The 14,859-nt window shown below is 55.3% G+C and carries 10 protein-coding genes; 6 read left to right on the forward strand and 4 right to left on the reverse strand.

The window, feature by feature from the left end; translation table 11 throughout:
• Positions 1 to 89: 89 nt before the first annotated feature.
• The 5 genes from GU927_RS19485 (at position 90) to GU927_RS19505 (ending at position 7,746) form a co-directional block, all read left to right on the forward strand.
• On the forward strand, positions 90 to 461 hold the full coding sequence (locus tag GU927_RS19485) for a hypothetical protein (RefSeq protein WP_161764077.1): 372 nt from the start codon (positions 90 to 92) through the stop codon (positions 459 to 461).
• Positions 458 to 2,950 (forward strand): Hsp70 family protein, encoded by a 2,493-nt coding sequence (locus tag GU927_RS19490; RefSeq protein ID WP_161764078.1) that lies wholly within the window; start codon positions 458 to 460, stop codon positions 2,948 to 2,950. The genes GU927_RS19485 and GU927_RS19490 overlap by 4 nt, the downstream gene beginning before the upstream one ends.
• Positions 2,951 to 2,954: 4 nt before the next feature.
• Entirely contained in the window at positions 2,955 to 4,391 is a 1,437-nt protein-coding gene (locus GU927_RS19495) for an ATP-binding protein (RefSeq protein ID WP_161764079.1), read from the forward strand.
• Positions 4,392 to 5,066: 675 nt separating this feature from the next.
• Positions 5,067 to 7,070 (forward strand): hypothetical protein, encoded by a 2,004-nt coding sequence (locus GU927_RS19500; RefSeq protein WP_217765733.1) that lies wholly within the window; start codon positions 5,067 to 5,069, stop codon positions 7,068 to 7,070.
• 22 nt (positions 7,071 to 7,092) lie between these two features.
• A complete protein-coding gene (locus GU927_RS19505; RefSeq protein ID WP_161764080.1) occupies positions 7,093 to 7,746 on the forward strand; it encodes a hypothetical protein in 654 nt (217 codons plus the stop codon).
• Positions 7,747 to 7,935: 189 nt separating this feature from the next.
• On the opposite strand, the gene GU927_RS19510 is transcribed toward GU927_RS19505, so the two are convergent.
• The 4 genes from GU927_RS19510 to GU927_RS19525 all read right to left on the reverse strand — a co-directional run bounded on the left by GU927_RS19510 (position 7,936) and on the right by GU927_RS19525 (position 12,754).
• A complete protein-coding gene (locus GU927_RS19510) occupies positions 7,936 to 9,579 on the reverse strand; it encodes a recombinase family protein (protein ID WP_161764081.1) in 1,644 nt (547 codons plus the stop codon).
• The gene (locus GU927_RS19515) at positions 9,576 to 10,559 is read right to left on the reverse strand and encodes a site-specific integrase (RefSeq protein WP_161764082.1); all 984 of its coding nucleotides are present in this window, start codon (positions 10,557 to 10,559) and stop codon (positions 9,576 to 9,578) included. The genes GU927_RS19510 and GU927_RS19515 overlap by 4 nt, the downstream gene beginning before the upstream one ends.
• A 106-nt stretch (positions 10,560 to 10,665) precedes the next feature.
• Positions 10,666 to 12,543 carry a tyrosine-type recombinase/integrase gene (locus GU927_RS19520; RefSeq protein ID WP_217765734.1) on the reverse strand — a complete coding sequence of 626 codons (1,878 nt, stop codon included), beginning with the start codon at positions 12,541 to 12,543 and terminating at the stop codon, positions 10,666 to 10,668.
• A gap of 7 nt (positions 12,544 to 12,550) precedes the next feature.
• Complete coding sequence (locus GU927_RS19525; RefSeq protein ID WP_161764084.1) at positions 12,551 to 12,754, reverse strand: helix-turn-helix domain-containing protein; 204 nt, start codon at positions 12,752 to 12,754, stop codon at positions 12,551 to 12,553.
• Between the two features lie 1,187 nt (positions 12,755 to 13,941).
• Between GU927_RS19525 and GU927_RS19530 the strand changes: the two genes are divergently transcribed.
• Positions 13,942 to 14,859, forward strand: coding sequence for a dihydrodipicolinate synthase family protein (locus GU927_RS19530; RefSeq protein ID WP_161764085.1), 918 nt, complete (start codon positions 13,942 to 13,944; stop codon positions 14,857 to 14,859).

The following is a 14,859-nucleotide window of genomic DNA, read 5'->3' on the forward strand; positions in this document are numbered from 1 at the left end:
AGGCTTCAGGGATGCAAGGAGGTACAAAGATGTCATATAGCTACAGTCAGTCCGAATCTGACTAGTTGCACAAAGCAGTCGAGGTCCGAATGTCCGCAGGCGAAGAGAGTGTCGAAAAGTATAGATCCGCACTAATAGATGCGGCGGTCGAAGGGTGGCGTTTTTCAAGATTATTTTCGCGCCTTATTTCAAAATTGGATGCCGGTGAAAGCTCACGGTATCTAAGCCAGCAACGATACTTTCAGAAAAAGATCTCAGAGAGCCTCGAGGACGTAGGGTTAAAATTGGTCAATGTCGAAGGTCAGGTTTATGACCCTGGCATGGCAGCTACAGCATTGAACTTGGAGGACTTTGCTCCTCAAGACGTGTTGATGGTAGAGCAGATGGTCGAGCCCATCATAATGGATGCGAATGGACTGTGTCGATCCGGCACTGTGATGCTGATGCGGGTGGAAAAATGAAGTATATTGGAATTGATCTAGGAACGACAAACAGTGCCATTTGTTCGTATGATGGCGAGTCGGTTCGTCTCTATAAGAGCCCAGAGCAGCAGGATGTGACGCCATCCGCAATTTTCATCGATCGTCGAGGCAATAAGTACGTTGGCTCGCGTGCATATAATAATGCCGCAAGAAACCCAGACAATGCGGCAATATTATTTAAGCGCTTAATGGGTACAAGCACACCAGTAAAACTGCCCGCAGTTGATCTCGTGCTGACACCTGAAGAATGCTCGGCTGAGATACTGCGTGTTCTGTTTGGATATTTGCCGGAAGACATCCGGTCGAGCGGTGAAACTGGAACTGTAATTACAGTCCCAGCTGCATTTAACCAGATGCAGAAAGACGCCACCATGTCTGCCGCTGATGCTGCCGGCATTGGTCGAGTTGCACTCATGCAAGAACCCGTCGCTGCTGTGATGAGTGTAATGCAACAAAGAAAATCGGACGGTATCTTCCTTGTCTATGACATTGGTGGCGGGACGCTGGATGTTGCTATCGCAGAGAGCATCGCTGGACGGGTAAATTTGTTGGCCCACGGTGGCATTGCTATGTGTGGCGGACGCGACTTTGATCGTATGCTCTTTGATAACCTGGTCAAGCCATGGCTATTTGAAAATTTTGACCTACCGGAGGATCTATCGTCCAATCCAAACTATCGCCCATTATTGCGCATGGCTACATGGGCTGCGGAGAAGGCGAAGATCGAGCTGTCGCAACGCGACGATGTTACCATAAGTCTTCCGGAGACGGAGCTGGGTGTGCGTGACGCCTCCGGTGCCGAAGTCTACATCGACATTTCGATAAAGCGTGGGCAATACGATAGTCTCATTTCGTCCAAAGTTGACGAGTCAATAGAAGCAACTAGGGAAGCTTTGGAGAAGGCTGGTCTCAGTCCACATGATGTTGAGCGCATTGTCTTCGTCGGGGGCCCCGCTCAATATAAGCCGCTTCGTGATAAGGTGTCCTTTGAGCTTGGGATTTCCGCTTCGACAGAAGTAAATCCAATGACTGCAGTCGCTGAGGGTGCGGCGGTCTTTGCGGAATCAATTGATTGGGCATCAAAGGGACGAGGCCGAAAGACCGCCAAGGGAGCTCTAAAGGCCGGAACGCAACTTGATTTGGCCTTCAATTATATCGCCAGAACACCAGAGTCTCGGACAAGGATCATTGCGAAATTGGGCGGTCCCGCACCCGCTGGTGTTGAGTTTCAAGTCGACAGCCTGGATACTGGGTGGTCTTCAGGAAGGTTGGCGCTTTCTGACGGAACCACGGTGGATCTCTTGCTGAGCAAGCCGGGGGAGAATCTGTTTAAGGTATTCCTGTTCGACTCCAATGGTGCTCCCCTTGTGCTTGAGGATAGCAAGATAATCATCACTCGTACGGCGGCGAGCATTGATGCCATACCTGCGTCACACTCTATTGGAGTAGAAGTACGGGAGAAAATGGGCGGAAGGCCCGTTCTGGCCTATTTGGTACGCGAAGGGGATCAGCTGCCAAAAGCAGGAAGATTGAAGTTCAAAGCAGAAGAGTCACTGCGTTCGGGCAGCGCTGGTTCGATCAAGTTCAAAATCTGGGAAGGCGATATACAGGATCCGATCAACGATAATCGATTTGTGGGTATGTTCGAGATTAAAGGTTCCGATTTCGACGAGGGGGTAATCGCTGCTGGGGCAGAGTTGATTTGCGATTATGAAATACTCGATTCCGGAGCCGTCCGCCTTGAGGTAGAAGTTCCGTCAATCGGCGCCTCCTTTGAGAACAAAAGAAACTTCTACTCGAGCCAAGAAGGCAAAGTCGATTATTCCACCCAAGCCAAGCATATCATGGAGCAAACTGAACAGGCTCTCAATCGTGTTGACGAAATATCGGCCACGGTCCACGATGAACGACTTGACCAAGCTCGCAGCCGGCTCGAGCGAGCTGCCACAATAAACCCAGATCACTCTGATCCCGAGAGTGCAAAGCAGGCGATGGATGATGTGCAAGAAGCAAAGCGCCTGCTTGCGCTCGCCCGAAGCAGCAATAAGAAACAAATTAGACAACTTGACCTCGGAAAAATAGTTTCAATATTTGACTCGATTGCTCGTCCAGTGGCACGTGCTACAGAGCTGCAAAGCTTTGAAAATTTGGCAAGAACTGCACAGCGCGCGATCGATAACAATTCAAACGATTTTGAAAGCCTGCTCGACGACATGCGTGGACGCTTTATGGCAATCCTTTGGCGTCAAGATGGCTTTGTTATTGATCGTTTTAGATGGCTTAGCGAAGACTATCACCAATTTCCTGACCAACTCGAACACAAACAACTCGTCGCTGAGGGGGAGGCGGCACTCAAGAGCGATGATATTGAGAGGCTGAGAAACGTAGTGGCTCGGATGGACTCTGTTCGGCTCGGATCGGGTTCTGAGGATGACTTAATCGCTACGACTAACATTGTGCTGGGATAGACCCATGGGGATGGATCCTTGGCTGCCGTTCGGATTTCGTGTCGGGCAGGGTGACAGTTCGCAGTCGCTTGAGTTGGCTGGTGCCAACTGGCAGATAATCAGGCTCAAGAGCAAGGATCGATGTTTGCTTGTGAAGCGTGACCTGCTCTCGAAATGGCAAGATGATGGACTTGTTGAGGATGGTATTTTCTTCGAGCTTGAGAACACGAGCCACGAGATTTGGTATGCGCTGAGCAGTTGGGATCGAACTCTATGTTCTGTCCAAGACGGAAAGGTCGTGAAGTCCAAATCCGTCGCGGCAGCTTTTGCGGTAGCATTGAAGGAGACACGCCAACTTGGTAGCCAATTCGGCTTTCAAGACGCCATATACTTTGAAAGGATAAGCAGGCTGTTGCCGACTTACACGGTCTCAGAGCGCGCGTCGGATGAGGATGTTCTCGGGCGTTGGCTGACTGGAGGAGTTCACATCTCTGCTTCAGCCGTTCGGCGTATGGATCAGGCTATGGCTTGGCTTAACGAGCGTGAGATCCGACAGGTTTTGGCGTACGCAGGGATTGCGCCATCAGAAGTGCTGCCAGGCACATCTCCTTCTGATATTGAACTGACGACCAACGAGGTTGTTGCTTCGGAGGCCGCCATCTCGAGCGATGTCACGCGCGCGCGCCTGGACACATTTGAGCTGCCAGGCCGGCCACAATTGGCGGCTTTTTTCAATGAGCATGTCATTGATATTGTGAGAAATCAGGAACGGTATCGCGCTGTAGGGATCGACTTTCCGTCGGCTATGATTTTGCATGGGCCTCCCGGGTGCGGAAAGACCTTTGCTGTTCATAAGCTGATCGATTTTCTGGGCTGGCCAAGCTTCGAGATCGATGCATCTAGCGTTGCTAGCCCATATATTCATGAGACGAGCAAGAAGGTCGCTCAGGTATTCACTGCTGCGATAGAAAAGTCACCTTCGGTTCTGGTGATCGACGAGATGGAGGCCTTCCTTGCCGATCGAGATATGGGGTCAGGTCACCATCGGGTTGAGGAGGTTGCAGAGTTTTTACGACGCATTCCTGAAGCCATTGAGAACAATGTTTTGATCATCGCAATGACTAACAGAATCGATTTGATTGACCCAGCGATTCAAAGGCGCGGTCGTTTCGACCACATAATCGAAGTCGATTTTGCAAACGCGGAAGAAATAACGTCTCTTCTCAAGAACTTGCTGAAGTCGTTGCCAACGGCTGACGATGTTAACGTCGAACTGCTTGCGGACGAGCTGTCAGGGCGCCCGCTTTCCGATGTATCCTTTGTGGTACGTGAGGCGGCTCGACTTACGGCGCGTGAGGCGCTTCCTCTAATCGACCATGCGATGCTCATGTCTGCTCTACGTGTAGTTCCGGCTAGGGACCGAGAAGGCGGTAAGAGAAAGCACAAGATCGGCTTCATCTGAGGGTTCTTAAATATGAGTGGGTCTGAGAATCAGAATGAGACGCCCAAGGGCTTTGCGGGTCTTGGATCATTAGTCTCAAAGATTGACGCCGGTCAGGCAGAAAGAGAAAAGTCACCAGCAAAGTCGAGCGAGCCTGTGGCTGCCTCTGGTGGCGCAGGGTCCGAACCTGCTTCCCAGTCCAGACCTCATCCTATTCCTCTGCGGCAGACCTCTGAGCCTGTACGACCTAGAGAGGCAGCTCCTAATTCATCCGCTACGAAAAAATGGCTCCTCGCCGCAGTATGTTTTGGCGGCGTGGTTTGGTGGCTCAACGAGAACCCGGGCTCATCCGGAACACAGACTCGCCCCTCTGGTTCATCAACGACCACCGCGATTCCAACGAGGCCAGCAGAGGTTCGCCCGCCAATTGGTGACAATAACGTGCTGTCGATGACCCAGTTGCATTACTGTTTAGCAGAGGACATTCGGCTTGATGGAGCCAGGTCTTCGCTGAACAACTACAGTGGTGCGGATGTGGATCGTTTTAATGTGATGATTTCTGACTACAACAGCCGGTGCGGCAGTTTTAGGTATCGGAGCGGCGACCTCGAGCGCGCTCGCAGAGCTGTTGAGGCATTCAGAAGCACAATTTTGGCTGAGGGAAGAAGTAGGTTCTGATGGGAGCGAGGTGCTGGAATGGCTAAGGCAGTGTGTTTCAAATGTGGCTCTCAAAAGCATGGAGCGCTTCTTAACTGTCCTTCTTGCCAAGCAATGCCTCGAGATAATCAAGAGGTGACGCTGTCTTTGGCGCTCTCTGAGCCACTGTCGAATGCATCTGAACTTGAAAAGTACTCGACAGCTATTCGAAACTCAGGCCGCCCCGCGGTTCCTGGTGCGGTCCTAGCAGCGGCGGCGGAAGCCCTTTCGGACCCCCAATTGCGAGAGCTATTGGCTGAGCGAAGGGCTGCAAGTTCCAGCCCCCTGGGTGCGGCGTCTCACCAAGAGCCCAAGCGGGTAAACGCTGCAGCCCCAACCATTCAGCACCAACGACACGTTTACAGGCTTCAGTCGTCGGCGCTTCATCGTTCGCCGTTTGCTGTACTTGGTGCAACTATTCGAGATGACCGACGGGCTATAGTCGAGTTAGCTGAGAACAAGTCGCTGGAGTTGGATCACGACGAATGCCAAAGGGCTAGGTCGGAGCTCACTAATACACGAACGCGCCTTCTAACAGAGATTGCTTGGCTTCCCGGCGTTTCGCCGCGCAGAGCAACGGAATGTTTGCGGCTTCTTTCAAGTGATGCGCTCGCTGTACGTGATGAAACAAACCTCCCGACTCTTGCTAAAGCCAACCTTTGGTCCTCAGCTTTGAGCGCGGTATCTGTTGATCATGATGACTCAGATTTAACTGAGTTCATCGTTGATTTCGCATTTTTGGTTGATGAGCTTGATGCGGACGAGGTGCTGCGTGACATCAATGAAGATAGACAAGTGTCGGGCTTTCCGATCATCCAGAGCATAGAGCATATCGAAAGTGCTCTCGGTGAGCGCCGCAAGTGCTATCGTGAAGCTATCAAGGATTGTCTTGATAAATTCCCACCAGCAAGACTGGTGAATTTGATGACTGAATTGGTTGATACCACAACATACAGTGGTGAAGAGAGCGCCCCAAGTCTTGTTGACGACTTGGTCGATAGCTATGAAACCGAGACTCGAGTGGTTCTTCAATCAGAGCTCGAGAACATTAACGCTTTGGTCGGAAAGGTTAGAGCTGTCGCTGGGAGAGGCGAGAGTACAGTAAATTCAAACATCGATGAGTTGATTGCAGTCGCAAGAAATTGGGACAAGATTGCGCAGCCGATCCAGCTTAGCGCAAAGGCTCGAGGTACAACCCATGCCGCGAGCTTCGAAACGGCTCGTGTCCTCCGAGATCTGGCGATCGATCTTTTCAACGACAATGGATTGCTTGAGCAGTCAAAAAGATTGACTGAACTGTCACAGGAGCTTTTCGCTGAATTGCCGGAGTTTGCAGAGCATCTTGAGCGCGATGCAGAAGCACTGTCGAACCTTGCTTTGCAAAAGGCTCAAGCCGAGGCGGACCATGCACAATGGGAACGTGATATCCGTTATGAAGTAGATGTTGGTGCAGTATTCAAGGAGACGCTTAAGATCTCGTCGGCAGGCGTTTCCTGGAAAGGGAAGAACTATCCTCTTGACGCGATCACTCGTGTTCGATGGGGTGGGGTGAGCCACTCAGTTAATGGAATTCCTACCGGCACGAACTTTACCGTGGCGTTTGGCGATAGGAACTCAGAGGCCGTTGTCCACATTAAACGGAAAGAGACCTACCAAACTTTTGTTGATAAGCTTTGGCGGGCCGTTGGGGTCAGGCTCATCTCCGAAATGCTTCAAACGCTGAAAGCTGGTCGCAGCTTGAGTTTTGGTCGTGCCACCGTCTTTGACGATAAAATTCAGTTAGAGCGCCATAGATTTCTTGGTGCGAATGAGCCTGTGATTCGGACTTGGTCTCAGGTGCAGATTTGGAATGCGGATGGTTCCTTTTTCGTTGGCGATAAAGACGACAAGAAAGTGTACGTGGGTCTCTCATACATCGATGTAGCGAACACACATCTTTTGGAGCAAATAATTCGGATGAAATTCAAGAAGGCTGGAAGCAGATTAAGCGATCTAATTGCGTAGCACTCATGGCGCGGAGGACTAAATGAAGTTTCTGTCGAAAATCTTCGGATCGGGGTCACAAAACAAACCTGATGCCGTGCTAAGAGAGGCGTTTGGAAAGATCCAAAAAATTATTGACGACGAAGATTTCCAGCTTGAGTTGGTAAACCCTGCTATCCGAGATGTCTTGAAATCTTCGCCTGCATACGATCGTAAACCAGATGGCGTAGGTGCTTTTGGTTTTGTTGAGACGAACCCTGTTCCTGTCAATGGTCCAATTGGCGAGATCGCCTACCTTTCTCGACTCGAGGCGGGACCAGGGAAGCGCTTGATGTTCCATCGCCTTGGGTCGATACAGATGGTCGATGTATTTGAAGCGGTTACTTTCGACGGAAGCCAGTGGTTTATTCTTTATCTGGATATGTATCACTCTCGGAGATCAAAGCTAGCACCGGATGGCTTGCGCTTCACGCAGGAGGTTGCGCAGTTTTCCGGTTTCAGTCAGCACTGTAAAAATTTCCCATATGATTTTGTGGAAATGAAGACGGCGCAGCAGCAGTCTGGTTTAAGCTTGGCATACATTCCTATCAGTAAGGTGGCAGATGCTCTCGAGAAACGTGTTTTCAAGAGGCCAATTGCGCACAACGCAAAACTTGAAATCCTTAGCCAGCGACTGACCCGCTTCGGCCAACTGTGATGGTGTCGCTTGTACTTCTGTCTTCTACATCAACGCCACATCAACAGTCGGAAGTGGTTTAAAAACAATTGCCTGTGGTCCGCTTCCCGTTAGAGTGGCCCAATGTTGGGGAGGAAAATTCGGGAAATCAAAGAGTTGTCGGCTAAGCCGCTGATTTTTATAAGCTATTGGAATCGAGGGGGTTTCGGCTCATAACCTGAAGGCCGCAGGTTCAAATCCTGCCCCCGCAACCATCAAAACCCTACACAAGCCACCGTTCGCGGTGGCTTTTGCATTCGTAGCCCCCAGTGCAAATTCCAGCACCGATGCCAGCGCGCCATAAAGCGTCACGCTGGCCGGTCCCCGCTTCGCTCCTGCCGCGACCTCAATACGCTGCACGAGGCTGCGGATGATCTCCATCGCCTGCAAGCGGGTCGCTTCATCAAGGAGCAGACGGTTCATCTCTTGCACTTTGCGGCGATAGAGCTCGCCGAGGTTCGGGTGGATCTCTAGAGTTGGGGTTGGGCTCGCCATGCTGAGCTGGCGCTCCAGATCGCGTTTGCGCGCCTCGAGCTCTTTGAGCTTATGGCGCACGCTCCCCGGATCGCCGTCGCCCTCGAGGATGAAGGCCAGCGCGCGCTCGATGCTGCGCGAGACTTTCTCCAACTCCTTTTGCAGGACAGGGCGGTTGTCTGTTCTGCTGCGACGCTGCCGTTCCACTTCCGCCCGGAAGCTTGCCGCGAACTCGGCGATCAGATCGTCGCGGCCAAGGAGGATCTGCTCCAAGGCGGTGAGAATGCGCGTCTCAAGCTCGGCCGCGCTGATGCTGACGGGACAAGAGCAGGTGCCGCGCTCGCGCCTCGCCGAGCAGGAATACCGTTCGCGGTTGATGATCGTCATGGCCCCTCCGCAGCCGGCGCAGCGCACGAGGCCGGACAAGAGGCGCTTCTTCGTCTGGCGCTTGTTCCCGGCGCGGGAGGAATAGCGGGCGCGAAGCGCTTGGGCAGCATCCCAGGTCGCGTCGTCGATGATGCGGAGCTCTGGCACCTCCTTGGTGATCCAGAGATGTTCAGGGTTGGGCCGTGAGACTCGTTTTGCGGTATCCGGGTCTTTGACGAAGCGCTGGCGGTTATAGGTGATGCGGCCAAGGTAGAGCGCGTTGTTCAGGATGCCGTTCTGGCGCTGCCGGCTGCCGTTGATCGTGGAGGCGTTCCACAGGCCGCCGCGGGGGCTCGGGATGCCTTGCTGGTTCAAGCTGGCGGCAATGGCGCGCGGCGTTTGGCCTGCGACGTAATCGTCGAAGATCTGGCGAATAACCTTGGCTTCATTGGGATCGAGTTCCCGTTCACCTCTGACGAGGTCGCCGTCAGTGCCGATGCGCCGAACCATGCGGTAGCCGTAGCTATTGCCCCCGGGGATGCGACCGGCTTCGACCCGACCCCGTTGGCCCCGACGTGTCTTCTCGGCAAGGTCCTTCAGGAAGAGAGCGTTCATCGTGCCTTTAAGCCCGACGTGAAGCTCGTTGATCTCGCCTTCGGCCAGAGTGATCAGTTTGACTTCTGCGTGGGTGAGCCGCTTGTAGATGGCGGCCACGTCTTCCTGGTCCCGGCTTATCCGGTCGAGCGCCTCGGCGATCACCACATCGAAGCTGCCCGCGCGGGCAGCGTCCATCAGCGCGAGCATCCCGGGCCGCGTGCGCAGGCTGCTGGCGCTGATCGCATAGTCGCTGAAGACCTCCACCACCTCGTGTCCGAGCGCTGTCGCACGCTCCCGGCAGAGGCGCACCTGGTCATCGATCGACGCGGCCGACTGAAGGTCCGATGAATAACGAGCGTAGATCGCAGCACGGGTCATGCGGGTCTCCCATCTGTCTTATGGCGAAGTATCTTGCGGGCTTGAGCTACGGATGTGCGCAACCGGCGGCCGGCGACTATTTGGTTAGCTTGGATGTAGTGGGACTCAGATGTCCGCGGATCAACGTGGCCGAGTAGGGGCGACACGATCCCAATGTGCTCGGGATCTTCAAGAGCGACAAATGTGGCTGCACAATCGCGGAACAGGTGCGGATTGATCGAGCGTCCAAAGGCGCGCTCGGTTGTCCTTGTGATCGCCAAGTGCATCGCCTTTGCGTTCATCGGTTCACCATAGCGCGTAATCCAAAGTCGTGAGCTGCTTCGGCCAACCAAAAGATCAGAGCGAACAATACTGGTGTAATGCTCGATGTAGGGGGTGAGGCCGGCCGATACGGGCGCTGAGAAGGGGTGCCCGGTCTTCATCTCCATGGCGGCGAAGCGCAAGAAGTACACCGTACCTTGCCTAACCAAATGCCGATCGAGTTGGATCATGGTCAGGTTGGACAGCCGCACTGGGCAGCAAGCGAGGATGCCAATCATGAGGGCATCCCGATAAGCGCCTGGCGCATCCCTTTTGGGCGGGTTCTCGATAATGTCGCGCATGCGGTTCAAAGCCCAGTCGAGCAAATGATGTGCCGGCTGCAACCGGCTCAGCTTGTGGCGCCGGTCGACCACTTGCCGCTCTTGGTATCGCACAGCACGTTGCAGCCACTTGAAATCTTTGCCAGGCGCCATGGCCTGAGCAACGGCCAGCAGCTCTGCAAGGCGACCCCAAAGCGTCCAGCTGCCAACCTCCTGCGATTGCAGCTCCTCGATATAGGGCCGGATCGCGTCGGGATCGATGCGGTCCGTAGGATCATCGACCGTGGCTCGCAGCCTGCCACTTCGGGCGAGGAAGGTTAGCCACCGGCCATAACCCTTACGGTACTTCGAACGCGTCTCATCCCGCCAATGAAAGCCTGGTCCGACGGTGCCATCCAACACATCTCCAGGCGACAGGGCTGCCTCCCACGCAGCTCTATCCTCGGATGGCCAAAGATGGAGTGGAAGGCAACGTCGTGCTGGATCCTCGAATGGGTGGAGTTTGTCAGCCATGCTTGCCCGCACGGTCCTTGAGGCGGTCGCGCGCCGCTGCGACTGAGGCTTGATAGTGACGGACCGCATTCTTTTGTTCAAACTGCGCATAGGACTTCATCGCGGTTTGCAGTGTGTCTCCGATCGCGTGGCCCAAGGTCACGAAGTCGCCAGGGTGAATCATGCAGTGGATTTTGCCGGCGATGCTCCGGAACAGATGCGCGTGTACGACTAGCCCCGTGTGCTCGTAGATCATCTCCTTGATAAGAGCGGACAGATTGGCTGCGAACTTGGGGCCACCCGATCGGTTGGGAAAGACATACTCCGAAGGGCTTTCGATCAGCCAAGGCCGATAGTCCCTCATGTACAGGTCGTACAGGCGCAGAGTCTCGCCCGTAAGCTCATATGAAAGGCTCCTGTTGTTCTTGACCTCCTCGCCGGGGATGGACAGCAACAAACAAGACTGTCCCTTCACCTCGGTACGCCGCACATGGCGTTCGAAGCTGAGACGGCTCAGGTTCCCAATGCGCATCGGAGCATGCAGTAGGATCTCGATGGCAAGCGCCGCCTGCAACAGGAGCGCGCGCCGTTGTGGGCGGAGAGCCTTGTTCGCTGCCAATTGAACCAGACGACTTGGCAGTTGGAGCAGGTTTGCGAGGTTGCGGTCGTCGTCAAGTTGTTCGAGACGTTCCTGGTTCTTAGCGCGGACCACGGTCGTCCCATTGGCCAGACGAGTGCAAAGCGATCGAATCTCTTCAAGATGCGCCGCATCGACCTTCACGCCATATCGCGCGATGGTCTTCACGCAGGTTGCGAGCTTATGCGTACTCTCGGTTGGTTTGCCGCCGAAGCGGCTCATGTAGAAACGCAGACCTGCCTTCAGCTTCGTCAAATCCACAAGGCAGGCGAGCTCGGTTATCTCTTCGATTGGAGTTCCGCTCCGCACGATCGCCGAAGCCACCTGTTGGATGTTGAAGCGCTGGTGCTTTAGTGTCGCCGGCCGAAGTGGCTTAGCTGGACCTTCGCCAGTCAGTGGGTCCGGTTGGGCCAGCCGGTCGATCCAACGAGCAACGTCCGCTTGGAAAGAGGCCGGAAAAGCTTCGATCGGGAAGGTCCATCGATCTCGTCTGTACGGAAACCCCAGCGGCCGTTGTGGCCAATCAGCCCTGGTACGGCAGAGCCTGTTCCAGGTCGCAACGGTTGCGCTTACTTTGGCATCCGGCCTGTCGGTAAAGGTCTCGTTGGCGATGGCGTCCCTAAGTGCTCTTGCATGCTCGTCGCGGACTTGATCCGGCGAAACGTTCAGCGCGCTGCAGTACTGTGCCAGTTGTGTCAGCTTCCATACGTCATGTCTGTCTGGTAACCGAGCGAGAATATCCGCCCAAGCGGGCGACGGCGGGCTAAGCCAATCGGACCGGGCCCGAGATGCACCACAAAGCTCCAAAGCCTTAATGACACCAGCGCGGATGTTCTTTAACCGCTTCTCCGACAGTCCAGCCTGCGCAGGATGTACCCGGCGAAAGCGCACGTGCACCCAGTTGATGTTGGCCGGGACGCCGCTCGGATCCTGCCCGATTAGACGGCACAGCGACTGAACGGCGGACTTCAAGTCTCGTCGTTGGGTAGGCGTGACATTGACCGCTTCGAGTTGGTCGAGAACCTTGTCCATCATCATCGCATCCGCCTTGATGAATGGGCTCAATTCCAGCGATGGTTTAGATGCTGCTGTCATCAGGTGGGCTCCAAATTGGACATCAGTTGCATCGGGTGGACAGGGCTGGTCAGGGTGACTGCTTCGGGACAGCGTAACACAATAATCGGGCAGTGATTGCAGCGCACCGTTGTCCCGACGGGAACGCAACCCATTGCCATCATTGGACAATCTGGCCATCGGCTGGTCATCCTTCCAGCCGGTCGCGCACGAAGCGCGTGAGGTCCTGCGGGCGGATCCGCCACTGAAATCCGAGCTTCGCGGCGGGCAACTCGCCCCCCGAAATCCACCGCCGGATCGTCTTCGTCGAAACGCGCACGCATTCCGCCGCGTCAGGAATCGTCATGAGCCGCTCGGGGCTCGTCTGGGGGCGTTCGGCTGCTTTGGACATGGACCTCTCCTGGCTGTTCCGTCAGGCCAGAGGCGACAAACTCACGTGCCGCTTGCACCGCGAGCAGGCGGACCAGCGCGCGCAGGTCACCCTGCGCTGCACTCGTTCTGATCTCCTGCTTGGGGGAAGCCCTGCGCACCTGACACGTCCTCTGCTGACCTATAGAGGACATGCTTGACCACGAGCCGGCCCGTCAGCCCGCCTTTGGCCTACACACAATGGGCCGGATGCGGGCCAGTCGTTAAAGGCCCTTTAGATAGCGCTGTATAGTCGTCCGCGACGGCGGCTCACGTTTGGTCTCATCTTGGAACTGCTCCTGCAACTCACCTATAAGCTCGTTCTCTGACAGAGACGGCTGATTGTCCTTTAGCAGTCGGTACTGGTCCAGAAACCAGCCCCTCTGAAACTTGGTTCGTCCTTCGACCTCACTTTGGCGACGCCACAGACGTTCGACATCAGCGCGGCGCACGAGAATATCCAGCCAAGGCTCTGCCTTAGTGCAGTCAGGCAGCCTTCGATAGGGCCCGCGCACGTCAGGCTTTAAATCTGCCCATTCTTCTGCAGGGATACTCTCTCGACGGGCATTTGGTGCTCCACTCCGGCCTGTCGCAGTAAGTCGGCCTTGCGCAAGAGCAGTAAAAATCTCGAGTTGTTGACCGACCTGCGGCGCTGTCCAATGCGACGGATACATCATGTAGGCCGCCCAACTCTCTGGATCAGGTGGGCCGAAAAGAGCAACAATCGAGGTATCCCGAAACACGACCCACGCGGAAGCTTCGGCCAAGGTCCAGTAATCTCGATCTGTCTCGGACATTTGCTTGGGCTCGCTAGCGAAGACACACACACGGCCGTTTCTGGGGCCTTTTGCAGGCGCCGTCCAGAAGCTCATGTCGACGAGTACTGATCCTCCGCAACGGTAACCTCCCCTTTGTAGACGTTCGTATCGGGTGCATAGCGGCAACACCATTACAGGCGCGGAACGCCGCGTTCGGCCCATACCTGGCGCTCGCATGCTTTGCGTTCGTATGCGGCCTCCTTTCTGCGGCATTAGTTTTACTGATGTGCAGCCGCAGATCATTCTCCTTTGCGCGATTTCTGCTGCGGGTCTAGCCCTTGGTGAGAAACCCGTCCGGAGGGAATTTCCCCACGGCACAGGGCACCGCTGGATCGCGAAAGGAGGGCCGCCGATGAGCGTCCGTTTCAAGCTCGAGGGCATCTATACCCCCGTCATCACGCCCTTCCATTCCGATGGGGAAATCGACTTCGATGCTCTTGCCGATCTGGTCGAGCGTCTTGTGGGCGCGGGTGTCCATGGTTTGATCTCTGGCGGATCGACGGGCGAGAATTATGCCGAGACAATCGAAGAGAGGCTGACCATCGCGCGTTTCATCGTGGATCGGGTGAAGGGCCGGATACCGGTCGTCATCGGAACGGGTGCCATGCGGACACCGGACTCCATCGCCCTTGCCACCGGCGCGCGGGAGATGGGGGCGGATGCGATCCTGCTTGGCACGCCGCCCTATTCAGTGCCAACGGAGCGGGAGAATGCGCTGAATGCGCTGGCCATTGATCGCGCAGCCGATCTGCCGATCATCCTCTACAACTATCCGGGCCGGATGAGCGTCGAGATGGGCCGCGAGTTTCTGGACCGTGTTGGTCGGTCGCGGAACGTGATCGGCATCAAGGAAAGCAGTGGCGACATCAACCGCGTGCATCTGCTGGCGCGGGATTACCCTCATATTCAGATGTCCTGCGGAATGGACGATCAGGCGCTGGAATTCTTCGCCTGGGGTGCTCGGAGCTGGATCTGCGGAGGGTCGAACTTCCTGCCCGAAGAACACATCGCGCTTTACGAGACCTGCGCGGTCAAGGGTGACTTCGCCAAAGGCCGCCGCATCATGTCGGCGATGCTGCCCTTGATGGCAGTGCTCGAACAGGGTGGCAAGTTCATCCAGTGCATCAAGCACGGGGTCGAGGTGACGGGTGTGCGGGCAGGCCCGATGCGCCCACCGCTGAAGGGCCTGAGCAAGGAAGAGAAGCGCGAGCTTGAGCAGGTCATCCGCACGCTCAAGACCACTGTCAAAGCGATCATCGAGGGGAACTGA

Source organism: Paragemmobacter amnigenus (genome assembly GCF_009908265.2).
Taxonomy (GTDB): Bacteria; Pseudomonadota; Alphaproteobacteria; order Rhodobacterales; family Rhodobacteraceae; genus Paragemmobacter; species Paragemmobacter amnigenus.

What these genes read in the sequence shown, in the direction of transcription:
- GU927_RS19490 (WP_161764078.1), top strand. Translation starts at nt 458, where the DNA reads ATGAAGTATATTGGAATTGATCTAGGAACGACAAACAGTGCCATTTGT.
- GU927_RS19505 (WP_161764080.1), top strand. Translation starts at nt 7,093, where the DNA reads ATGAAGTTTCTGTCGAAAATCTTCGGATCGGGGTCACAAAACAAACCT.
- GU927_RS19530 (WP_161764085.1), top strand. Translation starts at nt 13,942, where the DNA reads ATGAGCGTCCGTTTCAAGCTCGAGGGCATCTATACCCCCGTCATCACG.
- GU927_RS19520 (WP_217765734.1), bottom strand. Translation starts at nt 12,543, where the DNA reads ATGGCCAGATTGTCCAATGATGGCAATGGGTTGCGTTCCCGTCGGGAC.
- GU927_RS19510 (WP_161764081.1), bottom strand. Translation starts at nt 9,579, where the DNA reads ATGACCCGTGCTGCGATCTACGCTCGTTATTCATCGGACCTTCAGTCG.
- GU927_RS19500 (WP_217765733.1), top strand. Translation starts at nt 5,067, where the DNA reads ATGGCTAAGGCAGTGTGTTTCAAATGTGGCTCTCAAAAGCATGGAGCG.
- GU927_RS19485 (WP_161764077.1), top strand. Translation starts at nt 90, where the DNA reads ATGTCCGCAGGCGAAGAGAGTGTCGAAAAGTATAGATCCGCACTAATA.
- GU927_RS19525 (WP_161764084.1), bottom strand. Translation starts at nt 12,754, where the DNA reads ATGTCCAAAGCAGCCGAACGCCCCCAGACGAGCCCCGAGCGGCTCATG.
- GU927_RS19495 (WP_161764079.1), top strand. Translation starts at nt 2,955, where the DNA reads ATGGGGATGGATCCTTGGCTGCCGTTCGGATTTCGTGTCGGGCAGGGT.